The sequence below is a fragment of the Protaetiibacter intestinalis genome (assembly GCF_003627075.1).
GTDB classification, from domain to species: domain Bacteria; phylum Actinomycetota; class Actinomycetes; order Actinomycetales; family Microbacteriaceae; genus Homoserinibacter; species Homoserinibacter intestinalis.
The window spans coordinates 1175432-1195517 of the sequence record NZ_CP032630.1 but is presented as its reverse complement, the minus strand read 5'-3'; the positions used below and the strand labels follow the sequence as shown (position 1 = coordinate 1195517).

General features: G+C 72.2%; 20 protein-coding genes. 15 read left to right on the top strand and 5 right to left on the bottom strand.

The window, feature by feature from the left end:
* The first annotated feature begins 74 nt into the window (after window positions 1-74).
* Window positions 75-461 carry a DUF1304 domain-containing protein gene (locus D7I47_RS05760; protein WP_120762161.1) on the top strand — a complete coding sequence of 129 codons (387 nt, stop codon included), beginning with the start codon at window positions 75-77 and terminating at the stop codon, window positions 459-461.
* Between the two features lie 14 nt (window positions 462-475).
* Window positions 476-1486, top strand: a complete 1011-nt coding sequence (locus D7I47_RS05755) for an NADP-dependent oxidoreductase (RefSeq protein WP_120762160.1) — start codon at window positions 476-478, stop codon at window positions 1484-1486.
* A gap of 9 nt (window positions 1487-1495) precedes the next feature.
* On the opposite strand, the gene D7I47_RS05750 is transcribed toward D7I47_RS05755, so the two are convergent.
* The gene (locus D7I47_RS05750) at window positions 1496-2512 is read right to left on the bottom strand and encodes a LacI family DNA-binding transcriptional regulator (RefSeq protein WP_120762159.1); all 1017 of its coding nucleotides are present in this window, start codon (window positions 2510-2512) and stop codon (window positions 1496-1498) included.
* Between the two features lie 126 nt (window positions 2513-2638).
* On the opposite strand from D7I47_RS05750, the gene D7I47_RS05745 reads away from it, so the two are divergent.
* The 5 genes from D7I47_RS05745 to D7I47_RS05725 all read left to right on the top strand — a co-directional run bounded on the left by D7I47_RS05745 (window position 2639) and on the right by D7I47_RS05725 (window position 9503).
* Window positions 2639-4669, top strand: a complete 2031-nt coding sequence (locus tag D7I47_RS05745; protein WP_193726462.1) for a beta-galactosidase — start codon at window positions 2639-2641, stop codon at window positions 4667-4669.
* Window positions 4670-4770: 101 nt separating this feature from the next.
* The gene (locus tag D7I47_RS05740) at window positions 4771-5991 is read left to right on the top strand and encodes a sugar ABC transporter substrate-binding protein (protein WP_120762157.1); all 1221 of its coding nucleotides are present in this window, start codon (window positions 4771-4773) and stop codon (window positions 5989-5991) included.
* Window positions 5992-6068: 77 nt separating this feature from the next.
* Complete coding sequence (locus D7I47_RS05735; RefSeq protein WP_120762156.1) at window positions 6069-7682, top strand: ABC transporter permease subunit; 1614 nt, start codon at window positions 6069-6071, stop codon at window positions 7680-7682.
* A complete protein-coding gene (locus tag D7I47_RS05730; protein ID WP_120762155.1) occupies window positions 7679-8572 on the top strand; it encodes a sugar ABC transporter permease in 894 nt (297 codons plus the stop codon). The genes D7I47_RS05735 and D7I47_RS05730 overlap by 4 nt, the downstream gene beginning before the upstream one ends.
* A gap of 37 nt (window positions 8573-8609) precedes the next feature.
* Window positions 8610-9503 (top strand): TIGR01777 family oxidoreductase, encoded by an 894-nt coding sequence (locus D7I47_RS05725; protein WP_120762154.1) that lies wholly within the window; start codon window positions 8610-8612, stop codon window positions 9501-9503.
* Window positions 9504-9517: 14 nt separating this feature from the next.
* On the opposite strand, the gene D7I47_RS05720 is transcribed toward D7I47_RS05725, so the two are convergent.
* Window positions 9518-9886, bottom strand: coding sequence for a UBP-type zinc finger domain-containing protein (locus D7I47_RS05720; RefSeq protein WP_120762153.1), 369 nt, complete (start codon window positions 9884-9886; stop codon window positions 9518-9520).
* Window positions 9887-9993: 107 nt separating this feature from the next.
* On the opposite strand from D7I47_RS05720, the gene nhaA reads away from it, so the two are divergent.
* From nhaA to D7I47_RS05690, 6 genes are all read left to right on the top strand, one after another.
* Window positions 9994-11898, top strand: coding sequence for a Na+/H+ antiporter NhaA (gene nhaA / locus D7I47_RS05715; protein ID WP_120762152.1), 1905 nt, complete (start codon window positions 9994-9996; stop codon window positions 11896-11898).
* 1 nt (window position 11899) lies between these two features.
* Window positions 11900-13528, top strand: coding sequence for an FAD-dependent oxidoreductase (locus tag D7I47_RS05710; RefSeq protein ID WP_120762151.1), 1629 nt, complete (start codon window positions 11900-11902; stop codon window positions 13526-13528).
* Window positions 13529-13575: 47 nt separating this feature from the next.
* Entirely contained in the window at window positions 13576-14205 is a 630-nt protein-coding gene (locus D7I47_RS05705; RefSeq protein WP_120762150.1) for a DUF308 domain-containing protein, read from the top strand.
* A complete protein-coding gene (locus D7I47_RS05700) occupies window positions 14202-14507 on the top strand; it encodes a hypothetical protein (RefSeq protein ID WP_120762149.1) in 306 nt (101 codons plus the stop codon). The genes D7I47_RS05705 and D7I47_RS05700 overlap by 4 nt, the downstream gene beginning before the upstream one ends.
* 184 nt (window positions 14508-14691) lie before the next feature.
* Entirely contained in the window at window positions 14692-15318 is a 627-nt protein-coding gene (locus D7I47_RS05695; RefSeq protein ID WP_120762148.1) for a hypothetical protein, read from the top strand.
* Window positions 15308-15799, top strand: coding sequence for an RNA polymerase sigma factor (locus D7I47_RS05690; protein ID WP_120762147.1), 492 nt, complete (start codon window positions 15308-15310; stop codon window positions 15797-15799). The genes D7I47_RS05695 and D7I47_RS05690 overlap by 11 nt, the downstream gene beginning before the upstream one ends.
* A 104-nt stretch (window positions 15800-15903) precedes the next feature.
* Here D7I47_RS05690 and purB read toward each other — a convergent pair whose 3' ends face one another.
* The gene (gene purB / locus D7I47_RS05685; RefSeq protein WP_120762146.1) at window positions 15904-17289 is read right to left on the bottom strand and encodes an adenylosuccinate lyase; all 1386 of its coding nucleotides are present in this window, start codon (window positions 17287-17289) and stop codon (window positions 15904-15906) included.
* Window positions 17286-17810: a low molecular weight protein-tyrosine-phosphatase gene (locus D7I47_RS05680; protein WP_120762145.1), complete on the bottom strand. Its 525-nt coding sequence runs from the start codon at window positions 17808-17810 to the stop codon at window positions 17286-17288. Before D7I47_RS05680 ends, purB begins: the two co-directional genes overlap by 4 nt.
* A gap of 133 nt (window positions 17811-17943) precedes the next feature.
* Here D7I47_RS05680 and D7I47_RS05675 point away from each other — a divergent pair, with 133 nt between their 5' ends.
* Entirely contained in the window at window positions 17944-18192 is a 249-nt protein-coding gene (locus D7I47_RS05675) for a hypothetical protein (protein WP_120762144.1), read from the top strand.
* A complete protein-coding gene (locus D7I47_RS05670; RefSeq protein WP_120762143.1) occupies window positions 18179-19684 on the top strand; it encodes a hypothetical protein in 1506 nt (501 codons plus the stop codon). Before D7I47_RS05675 ends, D7I47_RS05670 begins: the two co-directional genes overlap by 14 nt.
* Here D7I47_RS05670 and D7I47_RS05665 read toward each other — a convergent pair.
* Window positions 19653-20078 carry a phage holin family protein gene (locus D7I47_RS05665; RefSeq protein ID WP_120762142.1) on the bottom strand — a complete coding sequence of 142 codons (426 nt, stop codon included), beginning with the start codon at window positions 20076-20078 and terminating at the stop codon, window positions 19653-19655. The genes D7I47_RS05670 and D7I47_RS05665 overlap by 32 nt on opposite strands.
* Window positions 20079-20086: the final 8 nt, after the last annotated feature.

Below are 20086 nucleotides of genomic sequence, written 5' to 3'. Positions count from 1 at the left end.
GACGGTCCATAACGTGCTATTGTGAAACAAGTATTACACAAAGCGTCCCGGGAAACCGGGGGAAGGAGGAGGTCGTGATCATCGCGGCATCCGTGCTCGCCGCCCTCGCGGCGCTGCTGCACGTCTACATCTTCATCATGGAGTCCGTCACCTGGACGAGCCCCCGCACCCGCGCGACCTTCGGGCTGAGCGAGACCGAGGCGACCGCCACCAAGGAGATGGCGTTCAACCAGGGCTTCTACAACCTGTTCCTCGCGATCGTCGCGATCGTCGGCATCGTCGCGCTCGCGATCGGCCAGCTTGCGGTCGGCGCGGCCCTCGTGTTCGCAGGCGTCGGCTCGATGCTCGCCGCGGCCCTCGTGCTGCTCGTCACCTCGCCCGACAAGCGCCGTGCCGCGATCACCCAGGGCACGCTGCCGCTGCTCGCCGTGATCGTCCTCGTCCTCGCCCTCGCGCTCTGAACGGAGAACACGCCATGAGCACCGCGACCAGCACCCAGATCCAGCTCGCCGCCCGCCCGAGCGGCTGGCCCACGCACGACGACTTCCGCACCGTCACCGTCGAGTACGCGGCCCCCGCCCCCGGCGAGGTGCGCGTGCGCAACGAGTTCGTCTCCGTCGACCCCTACATGCGCGGCCGCATGAACGACGTGCGCAGCTACGTCGCGCCCTACGCGCTCGGCGACCGCATCACGGGCGGCGCGATCGGCCGCGTCGTCGCCTCGGCGGATGAGGGCCTGCCGGTCGGCGCCGTCGTGCTGCACCAGCACGGCTGGGCGGATGTCATCCAGGCGCCCGCCGCGACCTTCCGCGCCGTGCCCGAGCTCCCGGGCGTGCCGCTCTCGTTGCAGCTGCACATCCTCGGCATGACGGGCCTCACCGCCTACGTGGGGCTCACCCGCATCGGGCAGCTGAAGGAGGGCGACACCGTGTTCGTGTCGGGCGCGGCCGGCGCGGTCGGCACCGCCGTCGGCCAGATCGCCAAGCTGCTGGGAGCCGGGCGCGTCATCGGCTCGGCGGGCACCCCCGAGAAGGTCGCCCTGCTCACCGAGAAGTACGGCTACGACGCCGCGTTCGACTACCGCGCGGGTCCCGTGCGCGAGCAGCTCGCGGCGCTCGCCCCCGAGGGCGTCGACGTGTTCTTCGACAACGTCGGCGGCGACCACCTCGAGGCCGCGCTCGACGTCATGAACGACGGCGGCCGCCTCGCGCTGTGCGGCGCGATCGCCGGCTACAACACGACCGAGAAGGCGCCCGGGGCCGACAACCTGGCGAACATCATCACGCGCGCCCTCACCCTGCGCGGCTTCACCCTCGCCGCCCACCTCGACCTCGCCCCCGAGTTCGCGGCGCGGATGACGGAGTGGTTCGGCTCGGGGCGCATCGCCTACGACGAGACGATCGTCGACGGCATCGACAACACCGTCGACGCGTTCCTCGACATGATGCGCGGCGCCAACACCGGCAAGATGCTCGTGCGGGTCTGAGGCCCCGCCTCAGGCGCTCTCGCGCACGACGAGGGTGGTCGGCAGCACGATCTCGCGCTGCGGACCACCCGCGATCACGTCGAGCAGCAGCTGCACCATCGACTCCGAGATGAGCTCCCACGGCTGGCGCATGGTGGTGAGCGGCGGCTCGTGGGTGGCGGCGAGCCCGGAGTCGTCGAAGCCGGCGACGGCGACGTCCTCGGGCACGCGCAGGCCCGCCTTGCGCAGCGCCGCGATGGCGCCGGCCGCCATGAGATCGGATGCCGCGAAGACCGCGTCGAACTCGGCACCCGTGGCGAGCAGGCGGGTCATCGCCGCAGTGCCGGACTCCTGCGAGTAGTCGCCCTCCTCGACGAGCGCGGGGTCGAAGGCGGCGCCGAGCTCCTCCCGGAAGCCGACGAGACGGTACTTGCCGCCGGGGGTGTCGCCGGGGCCCGCGATCATGGCGATCCGGCGGTGACCGCGATCGAGCAGGTGCCGGGTCATGATGCGGGCGGAACGCTGCTCGTCGACCGACACGGTGGCGACCTCGCCCTGGTGGCCGAGGGGCAGGCCGCAGCTGACGGTGGGAACGCCCGCCGCGACGAGTCGCTCGAGCAGCGGGTCGGCCTCGTGGGAGGAGATGAGCAGCACGCCGTCGACGTGGCCGGCGCGCACGAAGTGCTCGACGTTCGCGCGCTCGGCCTCGGTGCCGGCGACGAGGAGCACGAGCGTCATCTGGCGCTGGGTGAGGGCCTCTGCCGCTCCGCGCAGCAGGAGCGCGAAGGTCGGGTCGGCGAAGAGCAGGTGCTGCGGCTCGGTGAGCAGGAACGCGAGCGAGCCGGCCCTGCCGGTGGCGAGGCTGCGGGCCGCGTGGTTGATGGTGAACCCGGTCTCGCGGATGGCGTCCTCGACGGCGACGCGCGCGTCCGGTGACACCCAGTGGCCGCCGTTGATGACGCGGGAGACGGTGCCGCGCGAGACGCCGGCGGCGGCGGCGACGTCGCGGATGGTCGGCTTGCGCCGCTGCGCCGTCGTGTCGTCCACGAGGGGAACTCTATACCCGCACCCCCCGTACTGGGACCGGTCACAGATGAATAACGATGGGCATCCCGGGTCGCGGAACCGGAGTGGGCCATGTTCAACTGGGACCGGTCACAGATTTCCGACCCGATGGAGTGTTACGTGAACCAGAACGCCTGGCCCCTCGAGGGGATCGCCTACGGAGGCGACTACAACCCCGAGCAGTGGCCCCGCGAGACGTGGCGCGAAGACGTCGCCCTCATGCGGGAAGCGGGCGTCACCCTCGTCTCCGTCGGCATCTTCTCCTGGGCGCTCCTCGAGACCGAGGAGGGCGTGTTCGACTTCGGCTGGCTCGACGAGCTGCTCGAGCTGCTGCACGCGGGCGGCATCCGCGTCGACCTCGGCACCCCCACGGCATCCCCGCCCGCCTGGTTCTTCGCGAAGCACCCCGATGCGCGGGTCGTCGACCGCAACGGTGTCGTGCAGGGCTTCGGATCGCGCGGCATGGCCTCCCCGTCGTCGCCCGCCTACCGTGCGGCGAGCGTGCGCATCGCCACCGAGCTCGCGAAGCGCTACGCCGAGCACCCCGCCGTCGTCATGTGGCACGTGCACAACGAGTACGGCGTGCCCGTCGGCGAGGACTACTCCGAGCAGTCGGCGGTCGCCTTCCGCCGCTGGCTCGAGGAGCGCTACGGCGACCTCGACGGCCTCAACCGGGCCTGGGGCACCGCCTTCTGGGGCCAGCGCTACGGCTCCTGGGAGCACGTCGGCGTGCCCGCCGCCGCCGCCTCCGTCGTCAACCCCGCGCAGCGGCTCGACTTCGCGCGCTTCACCGACCACCAGCTGCGCCAGTGCTTCCTGGCCGAGCGCGACGCCATCCGGGCGCACGCCGCGCAGCCCATCACGACCAACTTCATGGCCAACCAGTCCTGGACGACCGACCTGTGGAAGTGGGGCGAGGTCGTCGACATCGTCGCGGACGACTCCTACCCGTGGGCGGCCGACACCGAGAACGAGATCGGGCTGGCGATCGCCTCCGACCTCTCGCGCTCGGTCGGCGGGGGTGACCCGTGGATCCTCATGGAGCACTCCACGAGCGCCGTCAACTGGCAGCCGCGCAACGTCGCCAAGCGCGCCGGCGAGATGGCCCGCAACTCGCTCGCGCACCTCGGGCGCGGGGCGGATGCCGTGCTGTTCTTCCAGTGGCGCGCCTCGCGCTCCGGCGCGGAGAAGTTCCACTCGGCGATGATCCCGCACGCCGGCACCGACTCGCGGCTGTGGCGGGAGGTCGTCGACCTCGGCGCGAAGCTCGGCCGCCTCGGCGAGCTGCAGGGCAGCCGGGTGCGCGCGGACGTCGCCCTGCTCTGGGACTTCGAGTCGTTCTGGGCGCAGGACCTCGAGTGGCGCCCCTCGGTCGAGCTCGACCACAAGGAGCGGGTGCGCGCCTTCTACGAGCGGCTCTGGCGCGACGGCATCACGGTGGACTTCGCGCTGCCGACGCACGACCTCTCGCGCTACGCGCTCGTCGTCGCCCCGGCGCAGTACCTGCTCACGGCGGAGGGCGGCGCGAACCTCACCCGCTACGTCGAGCAGGGCGGCACCCTGCTCGTCTCCTTCTTCTCCGGCATCGTCGACGAGAACGACGCCGTGCACGCGGGCGGATTCGGCGCCCCGCTCGCCGAGGTGCTGGGCGTGAAGGTGGAGGAGTTCCTGCCCCTGCGCGAAGGGGTCACCACCACCGTCCGGTGGCGCGGACGCGAGCTCGCCGCCGACGCGTGGCAGGAGGACCTGCGCGTGACGACCGCCGAGGTGCTCGGCGTGCACCGCGACGGCCCGGGCGAGAACGGCGCCGCGATCACCCGCAACGTCCACGGCGCCGGTGCCGCCTGGTACCTCAGCACCCGCCTCGACGCCGACGGCCTCGCGGCCGTCATGGCCGAGGTGTACGCGGATGCCGGGCTCGCGCCCGCCGGGCAGCCGGACGGGGTCGAGCTGGTCACCCGCCGCGGCCCCGACGCCGACTACCTCATCGCGATCAACCACCGCGACACCGCGGCGCAGCTCGCCGCATCCGGTCGGGAGCTTCTGACCGACACGCCCGTCGAGGGCGTCCTCGAACTCCCCGGCGGCACCGTCGCCGTCGTGCGCACCCCGCGCGATCCCCTGGGAGGTACCGCCTGAATCACTCCCGGGGCCACCTGCCCCGGGTCCCACCCCGGTCGCGACGAGGCGGCGCTGTCCTGCGCCCGCCTCTGCGGCCACCGTTCCGAAAGGAAAAGAGAATGCGCAGCAAGCTCATCGGACTCGGCGCCATCGCCGCCGTGTCCGCGCTCGCCCTCGCGGGCTGCTCCGGCACGCCGAGCGAGGACGACGACGCCCCCGCGGCCGGCGAGATCGTCATCTGGACCGACGCCGAGCGCGAGGCCGCCATCACCGCCGCCGCCGAGAAGTTCGAGGAGGAGACCGGCGCGACCGTGACCCTCGTGCAGAAGAACTTCGAGGACCTCCGCGCCGACTTCATCGCCCAGGTCCCCACCGGTGAGGGCCCCGACATCACCGTCGGCGCCCACGACTGGCTCGGCGCCCTCGTCACCGCCGGTGTCGTCGACACGATCGACCTCGGCGACAAGGCCTCGTCCTTCGAGCCCGTCGCGCTCGAGGCGATGACCTACGACGGCCAGCTCTACGCCCTCCCGTACTCGCTCGAGACGATCGCGCTCATCCAGAACGTCGACCTCGTGGGCACCGAGGCGCCCGCGACCTGGGACGACCTGATCGCCCGCGGCACCGCGGCCGGCACCGAGCGCCCCTTCGTCATCAACACCAACGGCGAGACCGGCGACGGCTACACGATGTACGGCTTCCAGACCTCGTTCGGGGCGCCCGTCTTCGTACAGGACGAGACCGGCTCGTACACCAACGAGGTCGGCATGGGCGGCGCGGCCGGCGAGGCCTTCGCCTCGTGGCTCGGCGCGAACGGCGCGAACGGCACCGGCATCCTGTCGACCACGATCGACTACGACACGAACAACACCCTGTTCAACGAGGGCAAGGTGCCCTACACGATCCAGGGCCCGTGGGCGATCAGCGCCTTCCCGGACGTCAACGTCGTCGTGAACCCCATCCCCTCGGCCGGCGGCCAGGATGCGGCCCCGTTCGTCGGCGTGCAGGGCTTCTACCTGAGCTCGCAGTCGAAGAACAAGCTGCTCGCCCAGGAGTTCCTGGTGAACTACCTCGGCACCGAGGACGCCCAGCGCGCCCTCTACGAGGCCGACCCGCGCATCCCCGCGTGGACCAGCCTCGCCGAGGAGGTCTCCTCCGACCCGATCATCGCGGGCTTCGTCGCCTCGTCGAAGAACGGCGTGCCGATGCCGTCGATCCCCGAGATGGGCAAGGTCTGGGACTTCTGGAACGCGGCCGAGTCGCAGATCATCAGCGGCGCCGACCCCGTGTCGACCTGGAACCAGATGATCACCGACCTGACGGCGGCCCTCGCCGGCTGACGTCGACCGACCGGGGCGGGGAACCCTCTCCCCGCCCCGGTCGCCCTCCACTCCCACCCGACCCACACGGAGCGAACATGACGGCCGAATCCACCCGGCGCACCCGCCCGACCCTCCCCGCGGGAGGGTCCCACGCCCGCAACTGGCGCGGGCTCGGCGGGGGCTTCCTGCTCAAGCTCGCCCTCATGGCGCTCGTGAACGCGCTCGGCGTCAGCGTCGTGCTCTCGGCCATCGCCGCCGAGAGCTGGATCATCCTCGCCGTCTCCGTCGTGCTGCTCGTCGCGGCCGACGTCATCTACTTCACCCGGCGGGCCCTGCCGCTCAAGTACCTCTTCCCCGGCCTCGTCTTCCTGCTCGCCTTCCAGGTGTTCACCCTCGGGTACACGGGCTACGTCGCCTTCACCAACTACGGCACGGGGCACGCCGGCAGCCAGCAGCAGGCGGTCGACGCCGCGCTCATCCAGGCCGAACGCCGTCTCGACGACTCGCCCAGCTACCCGCTCGCCGTCGTGCAGCGCGGCGACGAGCTCGGCTTCGCCATCAACGACGACGGCCGGCTGCGCGTGGGCACCGCCGAGCAGCCGCTCCGCGACGCGGGCGCGCTTCCCGACAGCTCGAGCGCCCCCGCCTCGGTCCCCGGCTGGGACGTCGTGCCGCGTGCGCTGCTGCTCGGCGACGCCGAACTGCAGGAGCAGGTCGCCTCCCTCCGCGTGCCCATCTCCGCCGACGCCAACGACGGCTCGCTGCGCACCCGCGAAGGATCCACCGCGGCCGTCTACCGGTCGAGCCTCGTCTGGGACGAGCAGGCCCAGACCATCACGGATGTCGACAGCGGCGTCGTCTACACCGCCGACCCGTCCACCGGGAACTTCGTCGCCGCCGACGGCAGCACCCTGCCGACCGGCTGGATCGTGACCGTCGGGTTCGACAACTTCCTGCGCGCCTTCACCGACCAGCGCTACTCCGTGCCGCTGCTGCAGGTGACCGGGTGGACCTTCGCCTTCGCCGCGCTCACCGTGTTCACGAGCTTCGCCCTGGGCCTGTTCCTCGCGATCGTGTTCAACGACGAGCGGGTGCGGGCGCGTCGCGTGCTGCGCACCCTGTTCCTGTTCCCCTACGCCTTCCCGGCCTTCATGTCGGCGCTGCTGTGGCGGGGCATGCTCAACTCCGAGTTCGGGATCGTCAACGACCTGTTCTTCTTCGGCGCCGACATCAACTGGCTCGGCGATCCGTGGCTGGCCCGATTGGCGGTGATCTGGGTCAACCTGTGGCTCAGCTTCCCGTACTGGTTCCTGGTGTGCCTCGGGGCGCTCCAGTCGCTGCCCGGCGAGACCCTCGAGGCGGCCACGATCGACGGGGCCGGCCCCTGGCGCCGCTTCCGCTCGATCACGCTGCCGCTGCTGCTGGTGTCGACGGCGCCGCTCGCGATCGCCTCCTTCGCCTTCAACTTCAACAACTTCACGATCATCTACATGCTCACGAGCGGCGGCCCCTACTTCACGGGCGGGGCCGCGCAGCTCGGGGCGACCGACCTGCTGATCTCGGCGATCTACAAGATCTCCGGGGTCGCGGGCGGCACCGCCGACTACGGGCTCGCGAGCGCCCTGTCGATCATCGTGTTCCTCGTCATCGGGGCCATCTCCGCGCTGGCCTTCCGTCAGACGCGCAAGCTCGAGGAGATCCAGTCATGAGCGCACCCACCGCATCCCCGACCCGCACCTTCGCCCTGACGCCGCGGCGCGCCCGGTGGTGGGCGGAGGTCGGCTGGAAGTACCCGCTGGCGGTCGTCATGGCGTTCTTCGCCGTGTTCCCGCTCGTCTACGTGCTGTCGGCCTCGCTCAACCCGCGCGGCAACCTGTCCGGGTCGAGCGCGTTGTTCTCGGAGGTGACCCTCGAGAACTTCATCCGGCTCGGCTCGACGAGCTTCTGGATCTGGATGCTGAACACCCTGTTCATCGCCACGGCATCCGCCATCGGGGCCGTGCTGATGGGGGCCGCGGCCGCCTACGCCTTCAGCCGCTTCCGGTTCCGCGGGCGCCGCACGAGCCTCACCTCGCTGCTCATCATCCAGATGTTCCCGCAGACGGTCGCCTTCATCGCGGTGTTCCTCATGCTGCTCGCGCTCGGCGAGGTGGTGCCGGCGCTCGGCATCAACTCCAAGATCGCGCTCATCTGCGTCTACCTCGGCGGTGCGCTCGGGGCCAACACCTTCCTGATGTACGGCTTCATCAACACCATCCCGACCGAGATCGACGAGTCGGCGAAGATCGACGGCGCCTCGCACGCGCAGATCTTCTGGCAGCTCATCCTGCCGCTCATGCGGCCCGTGCTCGCGGTGGTGTTCCTGCTGGCCTTCGTCTCGGCGTTCGGCGACTTTATCCTGGCGAAGATCATCCTCACCAGCGAAGACAACTGGACCCTCGCGGTGGGCATGTACCAGTGGGTGTCGAACCAGCTCGCCACCCGGTGGGGGCTGTTCGCGGCGGGCGCGGTGGTGGCCTCCATCCCGGTGCTCGTGCTGTTCCTGACGCTGCAACGCTACGTCGTCGGCGGGCTCGTGCAGGGCGCCGTCAAGGGCTGACCGGCGCCGTCGCCGGCCCGGGCGTAGCGTGAACGCCATGCGGGTGGTCGTCGGAGGAGCGTCGGGCATGATCGGCGGCGCGCTGTTCGCGGCCCTGCGCGAGCGCGGCGACCGGGTGGTCGCGCTCGTGCGGCGCGCCGCCCGAGGGGGCGACGAGGTCGCGTGGGATCCGGCGAGCGGCCACCTCGACTCGGCGGCGCTCGCCGGGGCGGATGCCGTGGTGAACCTCTCGGGGGCCTCGATCTCGCGCCTGCCGTGGACGCGCCGGTACCGCCGCGAGATCCTCGCCTCGCGGATCACCGCGACCACGGCCCTCGTCGGTGCGCTGCACGAGGCCGCGCGCGCGGGCGCCCCCGTGCCGGTGCTCGTGAGCGGGTCCGCGGTCGGCTTCTACGGCAACCGCCCCGGCGAACGGCTCGACGAGAGCTCGGCGGCGGGCGGCGGGTTCCTCGCCGAGACGGTGCGCGCCTGGGAGGTCGCGGCGCTCGAGGCGCCCGAGCAGACCCGGGTCGCGCTCGCCCGCACGGGTCTCGTGATCGGGCCGGCGGGGGCGACCGCGCCGCTGCGGGTCATCGCCCGCCTGGGGCTCGCCGGGCCGCTCGGCTCGGGACGCCAACGCTGGCCGTGGATCTCGCTCGCCGACGAGGTCGGTGCGCTCGTGCACCTGATCGACGCGCCCGTCGCGGGACCGGTCAACCTGGTCGCGCCGGATGCCGCCCCCGCCTCCGAGGTCATCCGGGCGGTCGCCGCGCACGAGCACCGGCCGTACTGGCTCCCGGCTCCGGCGTTCGCCATCTCGGCCGCGTTGGGGGCCGCCGGGCGCGAGCTGCTGCTCGCCGACCAGGACATCGAACCCGCCGTGCTCACGGCATCCGGCTACCGGTTCCGGCACCGCACCGTCGCCGAGGCGGTCGCGGCGCTGCCGAGCTGAGGGGCGATCCGGACTCAGCCCGCCTCGGCGGCGTCGCGCGCCCGAAGCAGGGCACGCCAGTCGGCGGGGACGCGGCCGGCGGGCCCCGGCACCGGCTGATCCGCGGGACGGCTCCTCGGCGGGGCGAGCGGGGGTCCGTCGACGAGCTCCTCGGTGCGGTAGTCCCAGAACCAGTCCTCACCCGGCTCGAAGCTCTGCATGAGCGGATGCGCGCTCGCGCGGAAGTGCGCGGTCGCGTGCCGGCCGAGCGAGGTGTCGCAGCAGCCCACGTGCCCGCAGGCCGCGCAGCGCCGCAGGTGCACCCACCAGCCGCCGGAGGCCTCGCACTCCGCGCATCCGGTCCCCGACGGGGACACCGCGGTGTCGATCGACTCGTCGGCCATACCGTCACCCTATGCGGACGGTTGACCCGCCCGCCGTGCGGGGTGAGGATGAACGAGGACCGCCCCCGGGCCCGCCCCACCCCCGCGGGCGCGGAGAGGGAGGCCGGATGACGCGGGTCGAGATCGCCTCGGCGCCCGACGCGGGCGGCGGACGTTCCCGACGCGGGCATCGCCACCGCTCAATCGCCGAGAAGATCGGCGCCATGGGTCTGCAACGCGTCGGCGCGCTCATGCTGCTGCTCGCGACCGCGGCCGCCATCCTCTGGGCGAACCTCGGGCTCGGCTCCTACACCTCGTTCTGGGACACCCACCTCGAGCTCGGCGTGGGCGAGCTGCACCTCGAGTTCACCCTGCACGCGCTCGTGAACGACGCGCTCATGGCGATCTTCTTCTTCACGGTCGGCCTCGAGGTGCGCCGCGAGTTCGCGATCGGTGAGCTGACGAGCTGGTCGCGCGCCATGGTGCCGGTCGTCGCCGCGGTCGTGGGTCTCGTCGTGCCCGCGCTGCTGTTCGTGCTCATCGCGGCACCGAGCGGGCAACAGCAGGCCTGGGGTGTCGTCATCTCGACCGACACGGCGTTCCTGGTGGGTGCGCTCGCACTCGTCGGGCCGCGGGTGCCCGGGCGGCTGCGGGTGTTCCTGCTCGCGCTCGCGGTCGTCGACGACATCGGCGCGCTCAGCATCATCGCGCTCGTCTACACCCAGGACTTCACCCCGCTGCCGCTGCTCATCGCCGTCGCCGGGCTCGTCGCGATCTACTTCACGCGCTACCTGCGGATGGGGCGCGGGCCCGTGTACGCGACGCTCGCGATCATCGTGTGGCTCGCCTTCCTGGCATCCGGGGTGCACCCGACCCTCGCGGGTGTCGCCATCGCCCTGCTCGTGCCCGTGTACCGCCCGAACCGTCGCGACGTCGAGCACGCGCTCGAGCTCGCGCGCACCTTCCGGCAGTCGCCCAACAGCGAGTACGCGCGCGTCGCCGCCAACAGCCTGCGCGAGTCGATCTCCATCAACGAGCGCCTGCAGTCGGCCTACGCCCCGTACGTGGCGCTCGTCATCCTGCCGCTCTTCGCGCTCGCCAACGCGGGCGTCGTGCTGAGCGGCGACATCCTCGCCGCCGCCCTCACCTCGGCGCTCACCTGGGGCGTCGTGATCGGCCTCGTCGTGGGCAAGTTCCTCGGGGTGTTCGGCTCGGCGGCGATCATGAAGCTGCTGCGGGTGGGCGAGTTCGGCGCCGGGCTCACACTCGACCGCATCGCGGGCGGCGCCGTGCTGTGCGGCATCGGCTTCACCATCTCGCTGTTCATCGTCGACCTCGCGATCGACGACCCGGCGGCCCAGAACGAGGCGCGGGTCGGGGTGCTCGCGGCATCCGTCATCGCCTTCGCGATCGCGACGGCCGTGTTCCGGATCTCGGACGCCGTGCACCCGGACGAGGAGACCGGCCAGACCCTGGTGCGCCCCGTCGACCCGCGCCGCGACCACATGTTCGGCACGGCCGACGCGCGGTACGAGGTGGTCGAGTACGGCGACTTCCAGTGCCCGTTCTGCTCGAAGGCCTCGGGCGCGATCCAGCAGGTGCGCGAGGAGCTCGGCGACGAGCTGCGCTACGTGTGGCGGCACGCCCCGCTCGTCGACCAGCATCCCAACGCGCTCGCGGGGGCGGAGGCCTCGGAGGCGGCCGCGCTGCAGGGCAGGTTCTGGGAGTTCGAGCGAGGGCTCTTCGCCGACCAGGAGAACCAGCTGCCCTCCGACATCGTTCGGCTCGCGGCGCAGCTCGGGCTCGATGTGCCGCGGTTCGAGCGCGACCTGCAGTCGGCGGAGGTGGCCGCCCACGTGCGCGACGACATGCTCGACGCGGAGGCGATGGGTGTCGACTCGGTGCCCACCTTCTTCATCAACGGCCGCCGCCACGTGGGGCCCTACGACGCGGGCTCGCTCATCCGGGCGCTGCGCGAGGCCGACCCCGCGCCGGCACCGACATCCGCCCCGACCCCCTCCCCGAGGAGCTGAGATGCCCGAACTCGACCCCGCCGACCCGGTCATGCAACCGCAGCTGAGCGACGCGCAGTGGGCGCGGCTCGTCGAGCACGCGACGCCGCTCGAAGTGGCCGACGGCGAGCACGTGTTCCGTGCGGGGCAGCGCGACTACCCCATGGTGCTCGTCGAGGAGGGCGCCGTCGAGCTCGTGCGCGACGCGCTCGCCTGGATGGGCGAGGAGGTGCTCGCCACGATGGGACCGCGTACCTTCGCGGGTGAGCTCGGACTGCTCAACGGGCAGAGCGCCTTCCTCTCGGCGCGGGCCCGGGGCGACTCCCGGGTGCGGCTGCTCGACCGGGCCGAACTGCGGCGCATCATGAACGAGGACGACGAGCTGTGCGACCTCATCCTGCACGCGCTGTGGGCTCGCCGCGAGAACCTGCGGCGGGGCTCGGCGGCGATGACGCTCAAGTTCGTCGGCGCGGATTCCTCGGGCGAGTTCCTGGCGCTCAGGCGCTTCGCCGAGCGGCTCGACCTCGTGCACACGGCGTTCACGGTCAGCCCCGCCGACGAGAACGCCTCCTTCCGCTACCGCGCACAGGACCTGCCGATCGCGTTCATCCAGGGCGAGCCCGTGCTGCACGCCACCCCGGGCGCGGTCGCCGAACGGCTGGGACTCGCCTACGAGGCGCAGGGCGACGAGGCGGTCGACCTCGTGGTCGTAGGCGGCGGGCCGGCCGGACTCGCGGCGGCGATCTACGGCGCATCCGAGGGGCTCAGCACGGTGCTGCTGGACGCGGTCGCGCCCGGCGGGCAGGCGGCCGCCACCTCGCGCATCGAGAACTTCCTCGGCTTCCCGTTCGGGGTCAGCGGCGGCGAGCTGATCGGGCAGGCGACGCTGCAGGCGCTCAAGTTCGGGGTGCGCGTGTACGCGCCGTGCGAGGCGGTGGCCCTCGACGAGGCGGACGGCCTGCTCGACGTGACCCTCGTCGACGGCCGCATCATCCGGGCCCGTGCCGCGATTGTCACCTCGGGGGCCGCCTATCGTCGCCTGCAGCTGGACCGCTGGACGGACTTCGAGCAGGCCGGCATCTTCTATGCGGCGACCCCGCTCGAGCTGCGGCAGGTGGCGGAGTCGCCCGTCGTCGTGGTGGGCGGCGCGAACTCCGCGGGGCAGGCGGCGCTGTACCTGGCATCCAACGGCTGCCCCGTGCACCTCGTGGTGCGTGGCGCGGAGCTCGGCGCCGGCATGTCGTCGTACCTCGTCGACCGTCTCGGCGAGGACCCCCGCATCCAGGTGCACCTCGGCTCGAACGTCGTGGGGCTCGGCGGCGATGTCGCGCTGCGCTCCGTGTCGATCGACTCGGCGGGCGAGATCGCCGCGCGTGGGCTGTTCTGCTTCATCGGGGCGGAGCCGGCCACCCGCTGGCTGCGCTCGGTCGACACGGATGCCGACGGCTTCATCCGCACCGGCGTCGACGTCACGGCGCTGTCGCTCGCGCGCTGGCAGGAGCTCGGACGGGATCCGTTCCCGTTCGAGACCTCGATGCCGCGGGTGTTCGCGGCGGGCGACGTGCGGCGCGGTTCGATGAAGCGCGTCGCGGCGGCGGTCGGCGAGGGATCGAGCGCCGTCGCCTCGGTGCACCGCGTGCTCGCCGGGTGAGGCGGGGCCCGGCGTCCGGGCGTCGCGGCCGAACGTAGGATGGTGTCGTGCCCACGGAAGCCTCGCCCGCTCTCGGAGCGCCGGATACCTGGGTCGCTCCTCTCGCACGTGCCCTGCCCGCGCTCGCGCTCGGCCTGCTCATCAGCTTCAGCCAGGACCACTCCGCGCCGCTCGGACTCGTCTCCTTCGGCGTCTTCGCCGTCGTCACCGCGGCCGTGCTGCTGGCCGCCGCGTTGCGCGCCGACCGTGCCGTGCGCGGCCTCGTGCTGCTGCAGGGTATCGTCACCGGCCTCGCGGGGATCGCGGCGCTCGTGCTGCCGGGCGGCGGGATCGGGTATCTCGTGCTCGTCGTGAGCGCCTGGGCGATCGTCGCGGGCGCCCTCGAGACCGTCAACGGCATCCGCTTCCGCCGCGCGCGTCCGGCGGCGCGCGACTGGCTGCTGACCGGTGCCCTCACGGTGCTGCTCGGGCTCGCGTTCCTGCTCGTGCCGCAGGACCTGCGCCAGGTGTACGAGTTCGAGGACAAGGGGCAGACCATCTCGGGCGTCATCACCGCCGACATCGTGCTCGTCGGCATCCTGGGCGCCTGGGCGGTCATCGTGGGCGTACAGCTCGCGATCGCCACCGTCACCCTGCGGCCCGTGCGCGCGGCGCGCTCCGCGGAGGCGGCCGCGTGACCGAACCGCAGCACACGCCCACCCGGCGGGAGAAGATGCGGCCGCTCGAGCTGCTCGTGATGGCGGCCGTCTTCGGCGTGTTCGTCGGGGCGTTCGTCTTCATGGGCACGCGCGAGTGGGGGCTCGCCCTCATCATGGCGGGTGTCGCCTTCATCGCCTCGCTCGTCGTGCTCGCCACGCTGCTCATCGCCGTCGGCCCGAAGATCGACGACGACCGCGTCGACCCGGTCGACCCCGACGCCCCCACCGGCACCGCCGGCTCCGTGCACCGCGACCCGCAGTCCGGTCCCCGCGGCCACTGATCCCTCCCGCGCTCCCTCCCCTCCTGCTGTGTCGAAAATGCAGGATCACCCGGCTCCGACCTCCATGGTTGCTGCCCTCGCCGCGGCGACACGCGCGGGATCTCCTGCATTTTCGACACAGCCGTGGACGGATGCGGGGGTGCCGGACATGTGGGGGTAGACACTCACCACGAGAAGGAACCCCATGATCGACACCGACCCGATCGAGGAGCTGCTCGCGCGCTCGGCACCCCGCACCACGACCGCGACGCCGGAGCTTCGCGAGGAGCTGACCCGGATGGCGGTCGCGTCCGGCAACGAGCGTCGCGCCTCCCGCTCGCGCCGGCGCATCGCGGTCGGAACCGGCATCGCGACGGTCGCCCTGCTGGCGGGGGCCGGCACCGCCGCGGCGACGGGCGTCATCGAGTGGGGTCCGTGGGCGCAGGACCCGGACGTCGTCTATGCGTACAGCCTTCCGAGCGGCGACGCCTGCGAGCTCCGGATCGCGTTCGACGATGACGCCACCGGCGCCACCGCGCGCGACATCGCCGCCGGGATCGACTTCGCGAGCGCGGTCGACGTCGAGGCGGAGATCGCCCGCATCCGCGCGACGTCGAGTACGGCCGGTGACGAGTTCGGCAACAGCTGGGACACCAGCTACGGTACCGACGACTACCTCTACGCCGACCCCGATTTCGAGTACGACACCGCGGTGCAGCAGGGCGTCACGGGCGTGCTGTTCGAGGAGCTGAACGCGCGCGGCGTCGACCCCGCGGCGCAGGACGCGACGGTCGCCTCCACCTGCTCGATCGAGCGGGCGAATGAAGGCTGACGCGGCGGGCGGGCGCGTCGCCGAGGAGCTCGCCGCGAACGCGCCCGAGCTGCTGGCCTACTTCGAGCGACGGGTGCAGCCGGCGGATGCCGCCGACCTGCTCGCCGAGGTGATGCTCGCGGCCTGGCGGCGCGCATCCGAGCTGCCCGCCGACCCCGAGCGGGCGCGCATGTGGCTGTACGTGACCGCGCGCAACGTGCTCGCCAACGCCCAGCGCGGTGAGCGGCGACGCTGGCGGCTCGCCAACCGCCTGCGGCTCCTGGTGCAGCCCGTCGCGGCTCCGGATGCGGGTGAGGGTGCCGAGGTGCGCGAGGCGATCGCCCGCCTCGACCCGGAGCTGGCGGAACTCATCCGCCTCGTGCACTGGGACGGCCTCACCCTCGCCGAGGCGGCCGAGGTGCAGGGCATCCCCGCCTCGACCGCGCGCGGGCGCTACCAGCGCGCGAAGTCCGAGCTGCGTGAGGCCCTCGCCCCCGTCTGAACCGACGGTGCTGGTGTCAAACGCTGTAGCGCCACGCCCGACGCTGCAGGAATGTCTGCGGCCGGAGGCGTGGCGCTACAGCGTTTGACGAGAAGGTGGGGGACTCAGGCGTCGAGGTAGTCGACGAGGGTGGAGGCGGCGCCCGTGTACGTCGCCGGGGTGAGGGCGAGGAGGCGGCTCTTCGCGGCGTCGCCGATGTCGAGGCCCGAGATGAACTCGGCGAGGTCGGCGGCCGTCGCCCGCTTGCCGCGCGTGAGCTCCTTGAGCAGCGCGTACGGGTCGGCGATCGAGGAGCGCCCCGCCGTCACCTCGGCGCGGATCACCGTCTGGATCGCCTCGCCGAGCACCTCCCAGTTCGCGTCGAGGTCGGCCGCCAGCGCCTCCGGGTTCACGGCGATCTCGCCGAGGCCACGCGCGAGGTTGTCGAGCGCGAGCAGCGAATGCCCGAGCGCGACGCCGATGTTGCGCTGCGTGGTCGAGTCGGTGAGGTCGCGCTGCAGGCGGCTCGTCACGAGCGTCGCGGCGAGCGAGTCGAGCAGCGCGCTCGAGAGCTCGAGGTTCGCCTCGGCGTTCTCGAAGCGGATGGGGTTGATCTTGTGCGGCATCGTCGACGACCCCGTCGCCCCGGCCTGCGGGATCTGCGTGAGGTACCCCATCGAGATGTAGGTCCAGATGTCGGTCGCCAGGTTGTGCAGGATGCGGTTGGCGTGCGCGACCCGCCCGAACAGCTCCGCCTGGCCGTCGTGCGACTCGATCTGCGTGGTGAGCGGATTCCAGGCGAGCCCGAGCTGGGTCACGAACTCGCGCGAGAGGGCCGGCCAGTCGGCATCCGGGTCGGCGGCGAGGTGCGCCGAGAAGGTGCCGGTGGCGCCCGAGAACTTGGCGGGGAAGTCGACCGCCTCGATCGCCGCGAGCTGACGCTGCAGGCGGTGCACGACGACGGCGATCTCCTTGCCGAAGGTCGTGGGGGTGGCGGGCTGGCCGTGCGTGTGGGCGAGCATCGGCTGGTCGCGCTGGGCGAGGGCGAGCTCGCGGAGCGCGTCGACGACGGTGCGGAAGGCGGGCAGCCACACCCCGTGCAGGGCGCTGCGCAACGTGATGCCGTAGGAGAGGTTGTTGATGTCCTCGCTCGTGCAGGCGAAGTGGGTGAGCTCGGCGAGGTGGGTGAGCCCGAGCTCGGCGAGCCGGCGCCGCACGAGGTACTCGACGGCCTTCACATCGTGGCGCGTGGTGGCCTCGAGGGTGGCGAGCTCGTCGATCTCGGCCTGGCCGAACTCGGTCGCCCAGGTGCGCAGGGCCCGGGCCTGCTCGGCGCTCGGCACCTCGGCGCCGAACGTGCCGCGCTCGGCGAGGAACAGCAGCCACTCCACCTCGACCTGCACGCGCGCCCGGTTGAGGCCCGCCTCCGAGAGGTACTCGCCGAGCCCCTCGACGGCGGCGCGGTAGCGCCCGTCGAGCGGACTGAGCGGCTGGGGGGGAAGCGGACTCATGGGACTCCCTGTCGGATGGCGGGTTCGAGCTGCCGGAACAGCGCGTTGCAGGCCCGTTCGATCGCGACGAGCACGGTGTCGAACATGGCGGCGTCCGAATAATACGGATCCGGCACATCCATCGTGCCCGATTGTTCCGGGTCGAAGCTCATCAGCAGCTGTACCTTGCTGCGGTCGGCCTCCGTGGGGGCCCATTCGCGCAGCACCCGCTCGTGTCCGCGGTCGAAGGCGACGATGAGGTCGAGCTCGGGGAACCAGGCGGGGTCGAACTGGCGGGCGCGGTGGCGGCCGGCGTCGTAGCCGTGGGCCTCGAGGGCGGCGATCGTGCGGGGGTCGGCGTGCTCGCCCACGTGCCAGTCGCCGGTCGCGGCGGAGGTGACGGCGATGGTCTTCGCGAAGCCCTTCGTGGCCACGATGCTGCGGAAGATCGCCTCCGCCATCGGCGAGCGGCAGATGTTGCCCGTGCACACGAAGCAGATCCGGAACACGAACGGTGCGCCGCCGGTCCCCTCGAAGGTCATGCGCCCATTGTGGCCCCGTCGTCCGCTCCTCCACACCCCGTGCGGGTGAACGACTGTCCCCGGATGCGGCTTCGGGCGCCCACGGCGTCGTACGGGGCGGGCACCCTGGGTGCACCGACAGGGAAGGAACACCGTGCCCATCGACCCGCTCGAACTCCAGCTTCTGCGCGACCGCATCGTGCGGTTGCACGGTCTGCAGCAGCACGCGCTCGCCCGCGCCGCGCATCCGCCGCGCATCGGGCCGGAGGCGTGGCGCGGGCCCGCCTACCGGGCCTACTCGCTCGCCGCCGACGAGCTGCAGTCGCGGTTGCGCGCCGTGGCCGAGGAGCTCACGCGCACCCTCCAGCTCGCCCGGACGGAGCTGGCCCGTGTCGGCGTCTGAGCTGCGGCCGCCCGCGCTGCCGCCGGGCGGGGCCGACCTCGTCGTGCACACGCCCGGCTCGCTGCTCGTCGCCACCGACGCGCTGCTCGCCCACCTGCCCGTGCTGGCGGGCCTCGCCGACGCCGTCGAATCCGACACCCATCGGATCGCACTGCTCGGGCTCGAGACGCCGCACGGCGCACTGCGCCAGGCCGTGGAGGGATGCGAGCGGTCGAGCGCGGAGCTGGCCGACGACATCCGGCGCCTGCGGGCGGGCATCCTCGCCGCCGAGCTCGGCTACACGGCGGCGGAGCGCGCCGCCACCACCCTGCAGGACACGCTGTCCGACTGGGTCGCGGGCATCGCGGGTCGCGGGCTGTGGGCGGCGCTGCCGGCACTCGCGCTCGGCGGCTTCGCCGCGTGGAAGCTCGCCCCCGGCAGCGACCGGCAGAAGACGGCCCTGCTGCAGCGTTGGATCATCGCGCATCCCGAGCTCGTCACGAGCCCCGAGTTCTGCACCCTCGTGCGGCGCTTCGTGACGGGCACCGACGACGCCGTGCTCGGCGCGCTCGGGGTGCCCGAGCCGCTCACCCTGCTGCTCGGCGAGCACGGGCTCGGCCTGCTCGGCGTCGACACGAGCGCGGCCGCCGTCATCGCGCTCGGCGGCATGAGCGGCACCCGCGTCATGCACGAGACGCCGGTGCGCGTGGAGCGGGTCTCGGAGCGCACAGGCGGCGCTCCGCCCGCGAACGCGACCGAGCGGCTCGACCGCGTGCCGGGCGACGAGCAGGTGCGCATCGAGCGGTACTCCGCACCCGGGCAACCCGACCGCTACGTCGTCTACGTCGCCCCCACCCAGACCTTCTCACCCGTCGCCGACGGCGAGCCGTGGGATCTCACGAGCAACATCGCGGGCGTCGCGGGGCTGCCGGCGGGCTCCATCCGCGCCACCGAGCAGGCGATGGCCGACGCCGGCATCAGCTCGGAGGCGGAGGTCATGCTCGTCGGCTTCTCGCAGGGCGGGCTCGTGGCGGACGCGCTCGCGGCATCCGGCGACTGGAACACCGTGGCGCTCGAGACCTACGGCGACCCCGGTGCCGGCATCGAGCTGCCGGAGGGCATCCGCGGCATGGCCGTGCACCACACCGACGACTTCGTCGTCGCGACGGGCGGCCCGCAGGTGCCCACCGATCGGCTCATCGTCGAACGGCAGGCCTACCCCGACGGCAGCACCATGCCCACCGACCGCGCGGTGCCCGCGCACCAGCGCGACGCCTACGTCGAGACGGCCGAGCGCATCGACCGGTCCCGCTCGCCGCAGCTGCGCGCCGAGCTCGACGCCGTCGACGCCTTCACCCACGACTACACCGCGCGGGAGGGTTCCGAGATCACGACGTACAGCTACCGCGCCGAACGCATTCCGGCGCCCGAGGTGCCGGCGGGCTTGATCGACGACCTGAAGGACTTCGACACCCGCCGGTTCAGCGCTTCTTCGTCAGGGGTCGGAGGATGATCCCGATGAGCCAGGCGATGACGCCGAGCACGAGCGCCCCGAGCACGCCCCACCAGAAGCTCTCCACCGAGAGACCGAAGCCGATGAGGGTCGAGATCCACGCCACGAGCAGGAACAGCAGCCCGTTCACGATGAGCGAGATGAGGCCGAGGGTGAGGATGTAGAGCGGGAAGGCGACGATCTTGATCGCCGTGCCGATGATGCCGTTGACGACGCCGAACACGACGGCGATCAGCAGGTACGTCCAGAACAGCGGCCACGAGACGCCCGCGCCGCCCGAGGCCGCGGAGTCCGCGCCCGCATCCCACGAGTGCATCTGCACGTGCGGGTTGAGGATCAGCACGGTGAGCCACAGGGCGAGGGCGTTGATGAGCAGCCGGATCACGAAGCGCATGCCGCCAT